13 protein-coding genes and 10 pseudogenes are annotated in these 15,345 nt (G+C 37.9%); 7 read left to right on the forward strand and 16 right to left on the reverse strand.

Features of this window, described 5'->3' with window-relative positions; genetic code table 11:
* Window positions 1-175: 175 nt before the first annotated feature.
* The 9 genes and pseudogenes from AAY47_RS15355 to AAY47_RS23345 form a co-directional block, all read right to left on the reverse strand.
* Window positions 176-1,510 (reverse strand): serine dehydratase subunit alpha family protein, encoded by a 1,335-nt coding sequence (locus AAY47_RS15355; protein WP_047771008.1) that lies wholly within the window; start codon window positions 1,508-1,510, stop codon window positions 176-178.
* 248 nt (window positions 1,511-1,758) lie between these two features.
* Window positions 1,759-2,631 (reverse strand): DMT family transporter, encoded by an 873-nt coding sequence (locus AAY47_RS15360; RefSeq protein WP_047771009.1) that lies wholly within the window; start codon window positions 2,629-2,631, stop codon window positions 1,759-1,761.
* A 6-nt stretch (window positions 2,632-2,637) separates the two neighbouring features.
* Complete coding sequence (locus AAY47_RS15365; RefSeq protein WP_047771010.1) at window positions 2,638-3,270, reverse strand: serine O-acetyltransferase; 633 nt, start codon at window positions 3,268-3,270, stop codon at window positions 2,638-2,640.
* Entirely contained in the window at window positions 3,267-4,151 is an 885-nt protein-coding gene (locus tag AAY47_RS15370; protein WP_200897795.1) for a PLP-dependent cysteine synthase family protein, read from the reverse strand. The genes AAY47_RS15365 and AAY47_RS15370 overlap by 4 nt, the downstream gene beginning before the upstream one ends.
* 197 nt (window positions 4,152-4,348) lie before the next feature.
* A pseudogene (locus AAY47_RS23335) lies at window positions 4,349-4,930 on the reverse strand (transposase); the annotation flags it as partial.
* Between the two features lie 414 nt (window positions 4,931-5,344).
* A pseudogene (locus AAY47_RS15380) lies at window positions 5,345-5,740 on the reverse strand (IS6 family transposase); the annotation flags it as partial.
* A 2-nt stretch (window positions 5,741-5,742) separates the two neighbouring features.
* Window positions 5,743-6,003: an IS66 family insertion sequence element accessory protein TnpA gene (tnpA, locus tag AAY47_RS15385; RefSeq protein ID WP_053014300.1), complete on the reverse strand. Its 261-nt coding sequence runs from the start codon at window positions 6,001-6,003 to the stop codon at window positions 5,743-5,745.
* Between the two features lie 48 nt (window positions 6,004-6,051).
* Window positions 6,052-6,228, reverse strand: a complete 177-nt coding sequence (locus AAY47_RS23340; protein ID WP_083446781.1) for an IS66 family transposase — start codon at window positions 6,226-6,228, stop codon at window positions 6,052-6,054.
* 291 nt (window positions 6,229-6,519) lie between these two features.
* Window positions 6,520-6,600, reverse strand: a pseudogene (locus tag AAY47_RS23345) (hypothetical protein); the annotation flags it as partial.
* 433 nt (window positions 6,601-7,033) lie between these two features.
* On the opposite strand from AAY47_RS23345, the gene AAY47_RS15400 reads away from it, so the two are divergent.
* The 3 genes and pseudogenes from AAY47_RS15400 to AAY47_RS15410 all read left to right on the forward strand — a co-directional run.
* A complete protein-coding gene (locus AAY47_RS15400; RefSeq protein ID WP_047771023.1) occupies window positions 7,034-7,771 on the forward strand; it encodes an alanine--tRNA ligase-related protein in 738 nt (245 codons plus the stop codon).
* A gap of 99 nt (window positions 7,772-7,870) precedes the next feature.
* A pseudogene (locus tag AAY47_RS15405) lies at window positions 7,871-8,125 on the forward strand (IS1-like element transposase); the annotation flags it as partial.
* Between the two features lie 46 nt (window positions 8,126-8,171).
* Window positions 8,172-8,384: pseudogene (locus AAY47_RS15410) on the forward strand (class I tRNA ligase family protein); the annotation flags it as partial.
* Window positions 8,385-8,545: 161 nt separating this feature from the next.
* On the opposite strand, the pseudogene AAY47_RS15415 reads toward AAY47_RS15410, so the two are convergent.
* The 6 genes and pseudogenes from AAY47_RS15415 to AAY47_RS22855 form a co-directional block, all read right to left on the reverse strand.
* Window positions 8,546-8,938, reverse strand: a pseudogene (locus AAY47_RS15415) (Tn3 family transposase); the annotation flags it as partial.
* Window positions 8,939-8,966: 28 nt separating this feature from the next.
* Window positions 8,967-10,409, reverse strand: a complete 1,443-nt coding sequence (locus tag AAY47_RS15420; protein WP_047771024.1) for an ISKra4 family transposase — start codon at window positions 10,407-10,409, stop codon at window positions 8,967-8,969.
* Between the two features lie 24 nt (window positions 10,410-10,433).
* Complete coding sequence (locus tag AAY47_RS15425; protein WP_235428374.1) at window positions 10,434-11,045, reverse strand: recombinase family protein; 612 nt, start codon at window positions 11,043-11,045, stop codon at window positions 10,434-10,436.
* An 87-nt stretch (window positions 11,046-11,132) separates the two neighbouring features.
* Complete coding sequence (locus AAY47_RS22845) at window positions 11,133-11,345, reverse strand: hypothetical protein (protein ID WP_047771014.1); 213 nt, start codon at window positions 11,343-11,345, stop codon at window positions 11,133-11,135.
* Window positions 11,346-11,402: 57 nt separating this feature from the next.
* Window positions 11,403-11,711: pseudogene (locus tag AAY47_RS22850) on the reverse strand (plasmid pRiA4b ORF-3 family protein); the annotation flags it as partial.
* Between the two features lie 362 nt (window positions 11,712-12,073).
* Window positions 12,074-12,253 carry a recombinase family protein gene (locus tag AAY47_RS22855; protein ID WP_255334789.1) on the reverse strand — a complete coding sequence of 60 codons (180 nt, stop codon included), beginning with the start codon at window positions 12,251-12,253 and terminating at the stop codon, window positions 12,074-12,076.
* 278 nt (window positions 12,254-12,531) lie between these two features.
* Here AAY47_RS22855 and AAY47_RS15440 point away from each other — a divergent pair, with 278 nt between their 5' ends.
* Window positions 12,532-12,918, forward strand: a complete 387-nt coding sequence (locus AAY47_RS15440; protein WP_047771016.1) for a cupin domain-containing protein — start codon at window positions 12,532-12,534, stop codon at window positions 12,916-12,918.
* A 3-nt stretch (window positions 12,919-12,921) separates the two neighbouring features.
* Here the strand turns inward: AAY47_RS15440 and AAY47_RS15445 are convergent, their stop codons facing one another.
* Window positions 12,922-13,608, reverse strand: a complete 687-nt coding sequence (locus tag AAY47_RS15445) for a helix-turn-helix transcriptional regulator (protein ID WP_047771017.1) — start codon at window positions 13,606-13,608, stop codon at window positions 12,922-12,924.
* A gap of 246 nt (window positions 13,609-13,854) precedes the next feature.
* Between AAY47_RS15445 and AAY47_RS21355 the strand changes: the two are divergent.
* From AAY47_RS21355 to AAY47_RS15455, 3 pseudogenes are all read left to right on the forward strand, one after another.
* Window positions 13,855-14,126 (forward strand): annotated as a pseudogene (locus tag AAY47_RS21355) (IS110 family transposase); the annotation flags it as partial.
* Window positions 14,127-14,144: 18 nt separating this feature from the next.
* Window positions 14,145-14,402: pseudogene (locus AAY47_RS23195) on the forward strand (MobC family mobilization protein); the annotation flags it as partial.
* A gap of 95 nt (window positions 14,403-14,497) precedes the next feature.
* A pseudogene (locus tag AAY47_RS15455) lies at window positions 14,498-15,345 on the forward strand (IS982 family transposase); the annotation flags it as partial.

Here is a 15,345-nt window from a genome sequence, read left to right on the forward strand (position 1 = left end):
AATTTATTTCTAACTTTCTTATTTCTATATAATCAAGTAGGAGGAGGGATCATTCCCTCCGTCCTCTCACAGAATCGTTTTTCTCACTGACCAATTGCGTTGCTGCCTTGTCAGCTACTTTTAATTACAGTCTCATATTGAGAAATGTAACATTCACCTACTGATATCAATTGAATTAATTAACCGAAAATTTTGCCTTATTTGCCATAATTTCGATGATTTGAGTATCAGTGTGCTGCATAGCATGACGAGCGAGAGAGCATAAATTATCTATAGATTTTTCAATATCATCGGAAACAATTCCATCACTACCAGTAACATAACTGTTGTCCAAGGCCATTAATACAGCTTTATAGGCTGCACTGGCACTAGTGGATACTTTCATTGCACAACTATTGGATGCTCCATCACAGATCATACCACTGATATCACCAATCATGCTGCAAATTGCCATAGCTACAGGTTGATAATGTTTTTCTATCAGCCAGGCAATACCTGCTGCAGCCCCCATCGATGCAGTAGTTACGGCGCAAAGTGCAGAGAGAGTTGGTAGTTTATTATGAATATAAATTGCTATGAGGTGAGATAACATTAACGCTCGAGCCAATTGTTCTTCATTGCACTGTAAATGTTCAGCAACTACAACGACAGGTATTGTAGCTGCAATTCCCTGATTCCCAGAACCTGAATTACTCATAGCCGGTAGAGTTGAACCACCCATACGTGCATCAGAGGCTGCTGAAGTGCGGATCATTATATCAGAAAGGAGATCTTGCGCTAATAATCCTCTGTCACGCTGACGTTGTAATGTCATACCAATATGTAGTCCATATTGTTTAGCAAGCCCTTCTTCGGATAGAGCATTATTCATGTTAGCTGCTTCCAAGATAAAATTAATATCTTCATATGGAGTATTCATTGCGAACTCATAAATTTGTAAAGCAGTAGCTTTCTCCAAGCAATATGTTTCTTCAAAATTAATATCCTTATATAAATACTTAGGAGACTTAATATGTTTTTCGAATATAATTTTATTGTTATGAACAATTTTCACAACTTGGGTGTGGTTGCCTGAAATAGTAACTGTAGCAAATTCATCTTTGTGAAATACTGTTACTTCTGAATATAAAACATCATCACAAGGTTGCTTAATATTCACGGTAACAGCTCCCTGCTGCAATAGCATTTTACTTTCTGCTATAATTGCAGATGGTACTCGCTGTAAAACTTCTAACCCAGCATTAGGATTTCCTCCTAATGCGCCTAAAATAGCCGCAATTGGCAAACCGACCATTCCTGTACCTGGTATAGTAACACCCATGCCATTTTTCATTAAATTAGGCGATACTAGTGCATTAACACGCTGAACAGTTCCAGGCAAATAGGATGCTGCTATTGCAGAGGCCAAAGCTAATGAAATTGGTTCAGTACATCCTATGGCGGGTTTAACTTCTCGTTTAACTGCACGAATAAACTCATCCCACAGAAGTGTATTTTGTTTGTTACCCATAAATTATCCTTAATGAAAATATTAATTAGTGTATTATTTATTTTTAATCTCTACTTTTTAAGAGAAACCTGAATTAAGTCATACTAATAAAAATAAATTGAATTCAGTGTTTGGACTTGGCTTGTATTTTGTTTTTTGAAAAAACTACGCTAGTTCAACTCCGAAGTACAACACCAAAAATTTTTTAATTCATTGAAAACCGATAAGGGGGCCGCCCCCCTATAAATAATGTTGTTTATTAAGTGGTTTTATTTTGTTGTCTTTTTTGACCAAAAAATACCAAATAAAACGATAAGTATAGCAATTGTTTCAATAAATGAAATTTTCTCATTAAAAATAAAGTAAGCATATATTGCTGATATTACAGGTTGAGTTAAGACTAGTACTGATGCTAACAATGACGTTATTTTTCCTAAACAATAGCTTAATCCACCTTGACCAAGTATTTGTGAGAATATAGCCAATGATATTAAAGGCCACCATTCACTATATTCCTTTGGAATAGAAATTCCTTCGATAATAAAAGCAGCTGGAAACAAAACAATCAGAGTTCCAAATGCACTATAAAACATTATGGATATCGCACTAATTTTATTTCTTAATTTATAAACAACAGACAAAAATAATCCATAAAAAATAGACGTAAGAAAGGCAAGTGAGTCACCAAATAAAGAATATCCACTTTCAAAATTCTTTCCTTTTATTAGAAGAAAAACACCTATTATTGTTATAATAACACCAAATAAAAATCCACGAGGGATTTTTTCCTTATATATAAAAAATGATATTGGTATTATTGTAAACGGCACTAAGTTTGCTAATAGGTTTGCATTTGCAACTGTAGTGTGAAAAAAAGATACATTCCAAAGCAATAAATCAAATCCTAGAAATACACCAGAAAATAAAATCAATAGAATTTCTTTTGGTTTTATTTTTACTTTTATTCTTTCATTTAAGAAAAATGGAATAAGAATTGGAATAGATAATAAAACCCTATAAAGCCCAGTATTTACTGGGCCTAATTCACTAAGTTTTACAAATATTCCGCCAAGAGCAAGAAAACATATCGATAGGATTACGAGAAAAATATTAAAGCTTTCCTTTCCTATTATTTTTAACATAGTAAATTACCTTACAACAGCAATGTTAGAAATATTAATAACTTTAGAATTATCGGGTATTGACTCTCTTACTATCACTCTAGGTGATATTTTAACATTATCACCTATTTTTATATTTCCTATTAAATTAACAAACCCCGCCACTTCAACATTATTCCCTATGGATGGATGCCTTTTCCCATCTTTATTATTTGCTATTTTCGATGCACCTAATGTTACAGATTGTAGAATATAACAATCATCACCTATAACACATGTTTCTCCTATAACTGTTCCCATACCATGATCAATTACAAACCTTTTCCCTATCTTACATGCAGGATGGATTTCTATGCCCGTTTTTACTTTTGCTTTTTCAGAAATTAATTTAGCAATGTCATAACGTTCTTTTTTATACATCAATGATGCGATTCTATAACAAACGACAGAAAAATATGTGCTATAACAAATTGCAATGTAATTTGGATTATTTTTTGCTGATGGATCTTTTTCAGAAAAAGCAATAGCATCAAGTTTGGCTTGCTCAGATATATATCTAATATCCTCATCATTTAAATTAAATATTTTAAAATCATGTATTATTTTATAAATGATGCCGTTAACTATGAAATTTAAATCCATGTTTATTTTAAAAGTCATAAATAACTCCGCCCACTATCAGGAGCAACTGTAATAATATTATTTTCTTTTTTGTATTGCTTGGATAATTTCAAAGCCGCTAGTACATTAGCACCTGAAGATATGCCTACAAAAAGACCTTCTTTTTGACATAAATGCTGTCTTAATTCTTGAACCTCATCAAAATCAATACTTATAACACCATCTATATTATCTTTTTTTACAAAATTAGGAATCATTCCTATAGCAGTAGCCTCAATTTTATGGGGATTAAAAACCCCATTTAAAATATCACATTCCTTAGGTTGTGCTGCAAAAATTTTTATATTTTTATTAAATTCTTTCAATCTATTTCCAATTCCAACTATAGTACCTCCACTCCCAATAGAACAAATAAATGCCGTAATATTTCCATTCATTTGCTTTATTATTTCCATACCAGTTGTTAAATAATGTGCTTTAGGGTTTGATAAGTTGCTAAATTGATCCAAACAAATATATTTATTGCTATTTCGTAAAATTTCATTTGCTAATCTTATATGTGATCCAGGTCCAGTTTTATGATCAGACAAAATTATTTCAGCGCCATATTTCTTTAACACGCTAATTTTTTCCTTACTAAAATTATCGGGAATTACTAAAGTGAGTTTATATCCCTTAATAGCAGATGGAACTGCTAAACCTAACCCAGTATTTCCCCCTGTTGGCTCTAATAAATGATCTCCTTCCTTTAATTTCCCAGATGATTCGGCATCAGATATCATTTGAAACCCAACTCTAGATTTAACACTTCCACCTGGATTAAATTCTTCCATTTTAACCCAAACGGAACCATAGTTATCACCATATATATTCTTTATTTTTACTAAAGGAGTGTTTCCCATAAAATTAGTTATTTTCACAATATACACCTTTTTTAAAAAAAAATTAATCGCAAGATATGCGATTACCACCTCATTCTACAGGGCTAGAGCGTGATTGCTTAAATTAAAAACAACACGAACAATACTAAACTATTTTGATGATAGGATGTGTTTGGTTGCTTTAAATCTAATTTAATTGATGGTTGTGTTCAGCACCTCTCTATAGAAAATTGCTAGGCAAGTTGACCTATAATGGTTTCAATGAAACGCCGTTTTGCGTCAATGCGCTTTCTCGTTTCTTTGGAGACGAGGTCATCCATATTGGCACGCACTGGGGTAATCATTTCAATGCCCTCCACCTTCATTTCCTTTTTAAATTCAACGCCTAAATACCCTTTATCTCCAAGCGTTTAGCGGAGCAGTACCCATAATCGGCTTATCCTCTGAAGTTGACACTGCCTTTTGCTCTTTTGAATCCACAGACAGGCAGCGGAAATTCGTCGATAATATGTACCGGCTTGTCGAATGCGCCTAATAACCTCGCCAGCTTTTCTTGTAGTTGTTGTTTAACAACCCAAAGATTCGAAATCTATTTAGCGAAATTGGCGCGTGAACCTAACCCCGGAAACCACTCACGCCAGTGGTCACGAAAGTACATCTAAATCTTTATCTGTTAAGAATTCTAAAAATTCACCCACTACGTCCATCGTGATGGCTTCCGCATCGCTCAGTTTAGGCGGATATCCCCGGATTCTGAATCGCTGGTTTTGCTGCAACTCTGCTAAATTATCTTCTACCCAACAAAAAAACCAAATGATAAAATCTTGTTATGACATAGCCTTTTGTTCCTTTATTTATCTATTTCTTTCGATTTAAAGTTATAAAGGAGCGGCTATGTCATTTCAACTCATAAAAAAGTCGAGAATGGCGTTAAAATATAAATAAATCACATATTGATAATATAGAAATTAAATTATACAGAATTCATTTGAACCAACTTTTCTGACTATTATTATGTTTTTTTGTTATGGTATATGTGTTTTATTTTTAAGGCAAGTAGTATTAAAAATAAATATTTGCAATCCCACTTATTTTATTTTTAATAAATTATTAACAATAATAATTATAACTTTAATAAATTAAAAGAAGATAATATAGGACTCTGTCGGGTTCTGTCGCATTAACGAAGAGATGACGAGCAAAAGTGAATTGAACGATTGTTATGCAACCCGTTAATAGAAAAAAGCCGCAGGTGAAATTGGACACATCGGTTCTTGCGGGTATTGTCCTTTACGTAACATGCAAACCAATTCAATCCCTGTCAGCAAGGTCTGTGCCCTGCTGAAATTGTTGAAACCCAGCATGGGGACTATCCGGCGTTTGACGTTGCGATGATCCTGTTCAATCAGGTTATTGAGGTACTTACTTTGTCGGATAACAATGGCTTCTTCTTTGGATTTTCCTTCGTTTAACTCGTCTACTACGGCTTTATTGGCGCAGCTTTTATCCATCGTAACCACCTTAGGCTGACCATGCTGACGCATCGCTTTTTTAAAGAAACGTAGTACAGCCGCCTTATCACGGTGAGTGGTCAACAATAAATCAACCGTATTGCCGTTCGAGTCGACTATCATTGCAGCGCCTCAAGCCAGTGGCGGATCTGAGCGGCAGATAATCCTGTTGGTAATTCCGCTCGTATCCAGTTGGGCAGGCAGAGTGCCACCACTGAGCCGGTATGATGCAAATCATCCAGTACCACAGGATGTAAACGTTGACGTTCAGACGGCTGCCGTAATTTTCTAGCCCAATAGTAAAACGTCGCCAGATTAATTTCACGCTGCTGGCAAAACGCAGTCACGGTGAGCATGCTCTGTTTCTGCTCATCCAACACCGTCGCCCAATGTTACTGTTTTTCAGGTAGGTGGGGTTAATTGGGCGGTTACTGATAAACTGCCTGACTCCCACTGGCTAACCAAATCCAATGGGTTTTGGCTTCACCATTACGCGAGTGTATGGTTTCATCGATATGGACAACGGCCGATTGTCTGACTTGATGTCCGAGCGCCTGATGCAGTGGCGTGAGGTATGAACTAACACGCCCTTGTACCTCCGAGATTGCTGATACTCAAGTGACATTGCCCAGCCAACGTCGCCATATAACTCATCAGACGAGGGCCCGTTTGTCCCGAAGGAGCATCTGCAGGTAATGCCGCCCGAACGGAGTGATGACAATGTTGGCAACGCCCATGAAAAAGCTGATATTCGGTAATATCTAACGCGGCTTTGGGCAACTCAAAAACCTGATGGCGGGAAGTCGGTTGGGGGTTGAGTTCAACATGTCCACTACAGACAGCACAAGCCTCATCCGGCAGACAGCAGATCACGGTGTCCGTCGGTTTAAGTTCACTCAGAGGTCTGCGATGCCCTGTGTGGCCAGGCTGAGCACCAGCCTGATTTCGGCGACGAGGGCTTTTAACTTTAGCCATTCAGCTCGCGCCTGTGGTGTATCGCTGGACGTAGAGCGTGAGGAATTACGCGAATTCTAAGCAAGTCGATCCTCGTATTCGCGAAGTTTAACCCAAAGTTCCCGAATAAGCGCATTCGCTTCGAGGATGTTACCCACTTGAGGGGGTTCAGCAGTAAATTGTTTTTTCTTTTTCATGGGTAGAAAAATTATCAGGCTGGCAGGATCAAGCAACCAGTAAAAAGGGATCGAGTGATATGTGTCACATTTTTATGTCAAGGGGGGACTGGTGAAGGGTTACCTGCTTAATGCGACAGACCCCCTGTATAAATAGTCGGTACCTGTCAGATCGAGTTTGAGCTAATACACTTAAAAAGAACAAATGATCATTTTTATATTCAAAAAAATCTATTTTCATGTTAATTATATAGTATTTATTAAATACAGAGAAAACGTTATGAACTTAAATGAAATCTATAAACTCCCTCCAACAATACGCATCTATAATCAAGAACCATATCAAAAAACGCATGATGCCAGAGTACTATATGCAGAAGATAATATTGCAATTTTTGATGAAACAATATTCTATGCTGAATCAGGCGGACAAATTTATGATACAGGTATAATTAATGGATTGAGTGTTACAAATGTCCAAAAAATACTTGGAGAATATAAAGTTGTTAAAAATGAAAAATGTTCAAACATTCCATCTGTAAAAATAAATACAAGAATAATTCACACGTTTAATGAAAAAGTGAAATTTAGCGTTGGTGAAAAAGTAGCCATGCAAATAGATTGGGAAAGAAGATATAAAATAATGAAAAATCATACGCTATCCCATTTTTTATTTTATGGGATAACTGAATGCTTCAGAGAAATTGACCAAGATTTGTTTTTAAAAGGGTGTTCTATTAATGAACATAAAGCAACATTTTCTATTAATAATAGTATCCCTGATGATATTTTTGAAAAAATAAAAAGTAAAGTTTTATCAAAATTAAAAACTAATGGTTTCATAAAAATGACTCCAGAACTAACAAGTGATGAGGTTTTTTATTGGGAGTTTGATGATATTATCATTCCATGTGGTGGTACTCATGTAAATAATATAAATGAAATATCAAAATATGAAATACAAAAAAAATCAGGGGGGAAAGGAAAATCTAAGATATCTATCTTACTAATAGAATAATGTTTTTATCACAACTTTCCATGAAGTGATAGACTTCGTCGGTAACGTATTCAACCCGTTGATGGTGATGTATAACTCCCCTTTTTTCGGAGAAATTAAATGGCAACGGTTGAGGTAAAATGTCGATTTTGCCAACAAACAGAATTCGTCAAAAAACACGGTAAAGGCGATGCAGGGCATCAACGCTATCGCTGTTTCTCCTGCAAACGAACCTTTCAACTTGAATACGCCTATCGGACGTGCCAGGCGGGCATAAAAGAACACGTTGTTGATCTTGCTATGAACAACGCAGGTATCCGTGATACTGCCCGTACATTACATATCAGTATTAATGCCGTTGTCCGAGTTTTAAAAAACTCCAACCGCGACGACATGTAAGGCAGTTCAACGGATTGAATACGTGCCCCCCTCTCTCGATAAGACCTATAACCCGGCAGAGATTGAGCAACCTTTATACAGCCACTGGGAAAACAGCGGTTATTTCAAACCACATGGCGATACCAGCAAGGATAGCTTCTGTATCGTTATTCCACCGCCGAACGTCACCGGCAGCCTGCACATGGGCCATGCTTTCCAGCAGACCAATATGGATACGATGGTGCGTTATCGGAGAACGTAAAAAAGTGTGGGGCATGGATTTGGCGAGAGCTGGATAAACTAGTTTAACAACTCAGGTTACGGGGAATTGTGGCGATTGAGTGGTTCTCACCGCCATCTGATAAGCACGCTTAATTGGGGTAGACCCAACAGTCGTGTCACCAGCCGCCATTTCGATTATGGAAGGTTAAGACGGGCATTCATATCAAGGTCGAAACGTCCATATGGATTGACGTGTTCCCATATCAATGGCGTCAAAGCAGCATAATCTCGGAGCGTAAATTTCCTTTCCCAATGAGGTTGGGACAATACTTCCTGAATTATCAGCGTGTTGATGTAAATCATGCAGTTTTGGAGCAGGTGCAGTGCCAGCATACTGATCTCATGATCTTCACGGCGGTTACTCACCATTTCACCCCGGCGTGCAAAGAAAACAGAATCAGTTGCCCCATTCCATTGTTCAACCACGTTAAGCCCTTCGTTAATTTCCCGGCGCAATGCTTCATCATTCAGATAATGACACAAAAAAATAGTTTTTATCGCCTTTCCCAGCTCTCTGAATGCCTTGTAAGGGAGAGCATAAAAAAGTATGGGGTATTTACGCTGCCATTGCATCTAACGCTGTGTTATTCAATTTAGGATACCAACGGCGAAATATACTCTCTAACTCATCATTTAAAACGGCTACTCGAGTTTGTAAAAGGTAATGCGCGCCTTCTTGGCTCCACTGCATTTGCTGTTTTTTTGCCATCCGTTTTGCAATGACTTCATTCACTGTTGATTCCACAAATGCCGTTGAAATGGGTTCACCATAGCGATACCTTTCCCCATAATTGGGGATCATACCCTGATTATTACCAATGTAAGTGATTATTTCCGCTAAATACCTGACCATTTTTTTATTGTTTTTATTGTTTTTATTGTTTTTATTGTTTTTATTGTTTTTATTGTTTTTATTGTTTTTATTGTTTTTAGTATCTTCTTCATTATCACAAATACATGAACAGCTATCGAGCTGTTCTAACGCCTCATCGGTATTACCATGCCATAAGTACCATTTTGTTTTTTCAAGTAAATCTCTTAATTTTATACCAATACTTGAGGATAGTGAGCCAATACCTTTAGCGCACTGGTTAAGCACTGTTAGGCGCATACTAATATGAAACCAATCTAAAATATGCTCAGCTTCTGGGTAAATACCGATTTGCATCATTCTTAGATTATCTGCCCCATCCGACAAAAATGATATATGTTGGTTAGTTTGCATCCCTTGAGCATTGAGTACAGAAAGCAAGCGTTTTCTTGGGTTGTTTTCAAATGTGTGAACATAGCCAAACCGTTTCGCTTGAATATTTTCAGCGTAAGCTTTTCCTGTAATGATTTCAAAATTGTTTTTCCGGTTATGGCAATCTCGGACGTAACCACCATCAAACCCAATCACCATCGGTTTTCCTGGGCGGGGCAACTGCTCATTGTCATAAGCGGATTTATCGAGAAAATCGGGTTGCTCGGCTAACTCAGCTTCTTGTCGTTTAGCGACGCCGATTAAGTGATTACGCACTGTGGAGGCATTTAGCGCTTTATTGATCGGTAAAATATCTTTCAATCTATCTACGGTAAGATCATAAGACATCAATGAGGCCCATTTAGCCTCAATATATTTTAGTTCGGGATGGGTATTTTCGGGTAGCCATTCACTGAGCAAACTAACTGATTTTGTATTATTAGCCTCACAGTTACAGCGGTAAAGTCGAAGTCCTTTAATCGGAATAACCCCAAATAAAGTATGATAATGGCGGGTCTGATAATCTTTTATTTGACGACATTGATGACAGTGTGGGCACTTTCGATGCGCTTGCATATAGAATTGGCTTTGGGCCTGTATGATGGCTAATTGAGCGCTATTGAGTAATATCTTTGATTCGTTGAGGGATAACCCCAAAGGTTCATCTTGTTCGGCGGTTTTCTGTAACGTCAATAATGTTTCTTGATAGGCGGAACCATCATCGTGTATTACCTTTGCTGTCACTACGATCTTCATCATACGACCTCCAAAGTTAATGGATTATTTTTTCCTTAACTTATAGTAAGTTGAAACACCTATTCCAACTTTATCACAGGCTAATTTAAGACGAATGCCTTTCGCTTTTAATTCATCAACCATTACAACCTTACGTTTATCTGCAGGAGGGCGACCCGTTTGTTCCCCTCGATGTTTTTTAGCAGCAATTCCTTCCGCTTGGCGTTCCCTAATCAGAGCTCGTTCAAATTGACTAAATGCGGACATCATATGCAATTGAAGTTCTTGTAATGGATTGTTTTCATTCGCTGAAAAGCAAATATTTTCTTTGAGAAAAATGAGTGAAATCCCTCGCTGTTTCAGATCTAACGTTAAATAACACATATCCATCATATTACGGCATAAGCGATCAATAGAGTGAACAACTAACGTATCTCCAGATACGAGTAATGCTAATAATTGTTGTAAATTGGGTCGATGCGTATCTTTGCCGCTGGCAATATCAGTAAAAACTGTTTTGACATTATAACCTGAATTTTGAATCGCAATTTCTTGCCGTGCAGAATTCTGCTCAGCAGAACTGATACGAATGTAAGCATAAATCATAGAATAATCCATAAAGGTCATAGAGGTTTTCATAATATTCTCTAAACCCAAACTTATACCACCTTTAGAGACAATTTAAGGACAGAGATCTCTATTTACTTAAAAGTATACCTTTATGGATACCGATCACCCTATCCGCTACAGCCCTATTACGATGGGTTCCAGTTCCGGTGAATCAAGGTCAAGTTTGCTCAATTGGCGGTTAACCTTTGCCCGGTTGAATCTGACGGCATCAAGTGCCTCAACCAATGGACGGATCTCTCCGACCGTTGTCGTATCATCAGCATGAATAATCGCGTCAAGCAATGCCAGCGTTTTATCAGCTTCATCGGCTAACATCGCGCTGGGCATTCTGTTTCCGGCCAAACAAAAAGGGGACGTCAGGTGAGAATTTTCGAGAATGGTTTCAATACGGATATCGTGCAGCCAGTGCTCGAAGAAGTTGTATTCATAGGTAAAACGATCACCGGCATCAAATTCAAAGTCATTAAGCGTAATTTTGTAGGGGTTGTCAGGAAACCCGATCCCACCGGTGTAGGAAATGCCGTAATTTTTGCCCTAAATACGGAATTGATGCAGGTGATCATCCTGCCATCCTTGCGCAATCTGAATGATGTAATGAAAAGCCGCTAAAGATGTCTCGCCTGATAGCCTGAATCGGCGCCAGACCATAGGACTGATACCTAGAAGGGTAATTTTCACGATATAGGATTTCATGGTGAAGCGCCAAATAAATACGTTTGGTTGCTTATTCTATCGCCGGTTTAACAGAATGCCCACAGATTTTTATGCTCTCCTTAATGTAGGAAATCGACCGGTTGCAAACTTTTTGCAGGTTTCCTAAAGCTAATACACATATCACTCAGATATTCGCTTTTTGAATATCCATTGTTCGCTCAAAGCTGCCTGCTAACCCCGACCTGTTTGAAAAACAGTCTTAGCGTGGGATGTTTTCCGTTTTCCAAGCGGGCCCCAAACTGACTAAAGGCCGACATCATATGCAGTAGCAGCTCTTGCATGGGCGTGCTCTCATTAGCATTGAAAATGAGCTGTTCTTTCAGGAATATCAGTGTAATACCTTACTGACGTAAGCGCAGGGTCAGGTTACACATATCCATCATATTGCTGCGGCGTAACCGATCGATGGAGTGAACGACAATCGTGTCGCCGGTTCTGACCTGTTGAAGCATATCCTGAAGTTGTGGCCGGTTGATGTCTTTCGCACTGGCCTGTTCGACATAGATTTTGTCAACTTTAATCCCGGATGAAGACCTGTCTCTTGCTCATATTTCATAGTTCAAGAGACAGCTCTATTTGGGGCTTTTTCTATTGTGCTTTATTTTCCGTTTTCTGAGACGATCCCAATGAATGTGTTTTCCCTGGTGTAAGCAAAAAGGGTAATGTTATTTAAAATAAATGAGACAAGATTATGATAATTGTAAAAATTTATTTTTTTGCAGATGTATTAATGTTAAATTTAAATACCTAGCCTAACAAAGAGTAAAAAGTACTCATATTAAAATATAAGGATGTAATTGTGATAGAGTTCGCTAGTTTTTCTACAGAAGATGCGATCAAAGATGATGCTGTTGGTATTTCAGTCAGACAGATGATAAAAAAAGAAGGACTAAACGCTTATGCGACAGTTATTAATGCAGGAAAGAGAGTAGGGTGTCATAACCACAGTATCGGAGATGAATGGTATATAATACTTTCTGGTGATGGAGAAATCTGGACAGGTGAAGTATTAGATAATGAAGTTAATAATATCCAAAAAAGGCAATTTTCTCAGGGGGATATTTTTTGTATTTATCCAAATACCGCACATCAACTTGTCGCTTATGAAAATGTAAAATTAATATTTTTATGCCCAGAGTCCCATCTATCCCATGATAGGACTCGTTTTTCAGATATATATGAATAATTACTATGCAAAAGTGATAGACTGTGATTCCCTGAAAAAATTTTCAGGGATATAGTTAGCTATGTTATTTTCATAACAATATCCAACCAAATCTTTCTTACATTTCACCCCTGTTTTTTGATACAATTTTTGGATGTAATTGGAGATTGTTCTGTTGGACAGAAATAACCTTTCAGCGATATCTTTAGTAGAAAATCCTTGCAGAATATAAAACACTATTTCCCATTCTCTTTTACTAAAAAACTCTGATGGAGGTGTAAAAACTAATGATGTTTGTATATTTATTTTGTTTAGCTTTTCTAGTGTTATAGTATCTACTGGTCTTCCATGGAAAATGGTGCCTCTGCATGTCCCATTTTCATCAATTAATGGAAATTTATCGAAATACCAGGGTTGAAGGTAGGTTAGATTTTGAAAAGGATGAATTTCAATAGAGGTAACCCGATCTAATAATGTTTCAACTTTCCTGTCGTGTTTCTGAAATTCATCCTGAAATTTTGCCGTTGATGCTGGAAGTTCACCATCAAAATGGCCTTCTACATCATATCCTTTAGGAAGGGAGAGTAATTTATGATATTTTTTATTAGCATATATAAATTTTGAAGTATGATCTTTCGCACCCCACGGATCACTACTAATTTCCCAAAATTTTATTAGCGGCCTAATCAAATTCTCTACTGAACAATTCATACACTACTTTCTGAAAATCATCCTGATTAATTATTCTTTCTCATATTTATAATTTTAAATATGAAATAATATTACTCTAGTTTCATGGTTTAGCGTTTTCAGATTAACGGCTTAAGTAAAAATATTCAATAATAAAATCAAATAGGGATCCGCTTGGAAAATGGAATCTATGGTCACTCCCGTTTTTGTAATATTGAAATTGAAGATATGTTGGCTTGCTTGAATCTATCCGGCGTCTGAATAGGCTTGCATCGGGTTAGGGAATATTTGGTGCAAGATAAGGTAAAACGACTAACCAAATGCATGCTTTCTTGCTGGAATTTGGTATCAGCGTTCCGAAAGGTGCGGCGGTTATCAGTCGGCTCAGCACTATTCTTGATGACCATAGCTTACCTTTATATCTTAATCAGTTATTGCTGAAACTACAGCAGCACTACCACTATTTAATGGATCAGATAAAAGAACTGGAAGCTCAGTTGAAACAGCTTCTGCGTGAGGATGAAGTAGGGGTCAGCTTGGAGATCGGAACTTATTGTACGTTAAGCCAGTTTATCAACATCATTAACAGTCACCTGGCAGCCAGTGACGCTGGACACTGGCACTATGCTATGTACGTCATACCAGACGAGCAAACAAAAGTGTCACTGATTAAGCTATTCGACAGTATCAAGACGGTGATTAGAAAAAGTGTACCGGTTCCGTTTGATGCAAAAAACCGTGAGATGTTCCTCTTTCGAGCTATCTATGAACTTGAACAAGCCACGCAGCGTGGAGATGGATACATATTTATATAACGCGATGCTCGACTTTCGAGGAGAGTTGAAATGACATAGCCGCTCCTTTATAACTTTAAGTGACCAGACTGAAAGAAATAAAGGAACAAAAGGCTATGTCACAGCAAGATTTTATCATTTGGGTGTTCTGGTTGGGTAGATGAAAACTTAACGGCATTACAGCAAGGTACACGGTTCAGAAGCCGAGGATTCTCACCTAAGCTGAGCGATGCGGAAGCCATCACGATGGAAGTGGTGGGTGAATTTTTAGGCTTTTCAACGGATAAAGGCATTTGGACGTACTTTAATGACCACTGGCGCGAGTGGTTTCCGGGGCTAGGTTCGCGCGCCAATTTCGCTAAACAGATTTCGAATCTTTGGGTTGTTAAACAACAACTGCAAGAAAAGCTGGCGAGGTTATTGGGCGCGCCCGACAGGCCGGTACATATTATCGACGGATTTCCGCTGCCCGTCTGTGGATTCAAAAGAGCAAAAGGTAGTGCCAACTTCAAAGGACAAGCCGATTATGGGTACTGTGCCGCCAAAAACGAAACTTACTACGGCTTCAAAGGACATCTCATAATAGACGAAATCGGCGTGGTAACCGGGTTTACGCTGACGCCCGCCAATGTCAGTGAGCGTGAAGCAACCTGGGATGTGATCGGTTCGATAAAAGGCTATTTGCTGGGTGATAAAGGGTATTTAGGCGTTGAATTTAAACAGGAAATGAAGGCAGAGGGTATTGAAATGATTACCCCAGTGCGTGCCAATAGGGATGATCCCATCCCCAGAAAAACGAGAAGGGTCATTAACGCCAAACGCCGTTTAATTGAAACCGTGATTGGTCAACTCGCCGGACAATTTGCTATCGAGAAGTGCTGGGCACGGGATTTGTGGCATTTGAGTAACCGAATTGCCAGAAAACTGCTTTCTCACACATTGGGTATTTTTGCCAATTTTAAAC

Origin of the sequence: Xenorhabdus griffiniae (assembly GCF_001028135.1) — a bacterium.
Taxonomy (GTDB): Bacteria; Pseudomonadota; Gammaproteobacteria; order Enterobacterales; family Enterobacteriaceae; genus Xenorhabdus; species Xenorhabdus bakwenae.

What these genes read in the sequence shown, in the direction of transcription:
- AAY47_RS22845 (WP_047771014.1), bottom strand. Translation starts at nt 11,345, where the DNA reads ATGCCCAGCGCGATGTTAGCCGATGAAGCTGATAAAACGCTGGCATTG.
- AAY47_RS15420 (WP_047771024.1), bottom strand. Translation starts at nt 10,409, where the DNA reads ATGAAGATCGTAGTGACAGCAAAGGTAATACACGATGATGGTTCCGCC.
- AAY47_RS15360 (WP_047771009.1), bottom strand. Translation starts at nt 2,631, where the DNA reads ATGTTAAAAATAATAGGAAAGGAAAGCTTTAATATTTTTCTCGTAATC.
- AAY47_RS15365 (WP_047771010.1), bottom strand. Translation starts at nt 3,270, where the DNA reads ATGACTTTTAAAATAAACATGGATTTAAATTTCATAGTTAACGGCATC.
- AAY47_RS15400 (WP_047771023.1), top strand. Translation starts at nt 7,034, where the DNA reads ATGAACTTAAATGAAATCTATAAACTCCCTCCAACAATACGCATCTAT.
- AAY47_RS15355 (WP_047771008.1), bottom strand. Translation starts at nt 1,510, where the DNA reads ATGGGTAACAAACAAAATACACTTCTGTGGGATGAGTTTATTCGTGCA.
- AAY47_RS15445 (WP_047771017.1), bottom strand. Translation starts at nt 13,608, where the DNA reads ATGAATTGTTCAGTAGAGAATTTGATTAGGCCGCTAATAAAATTTTGG.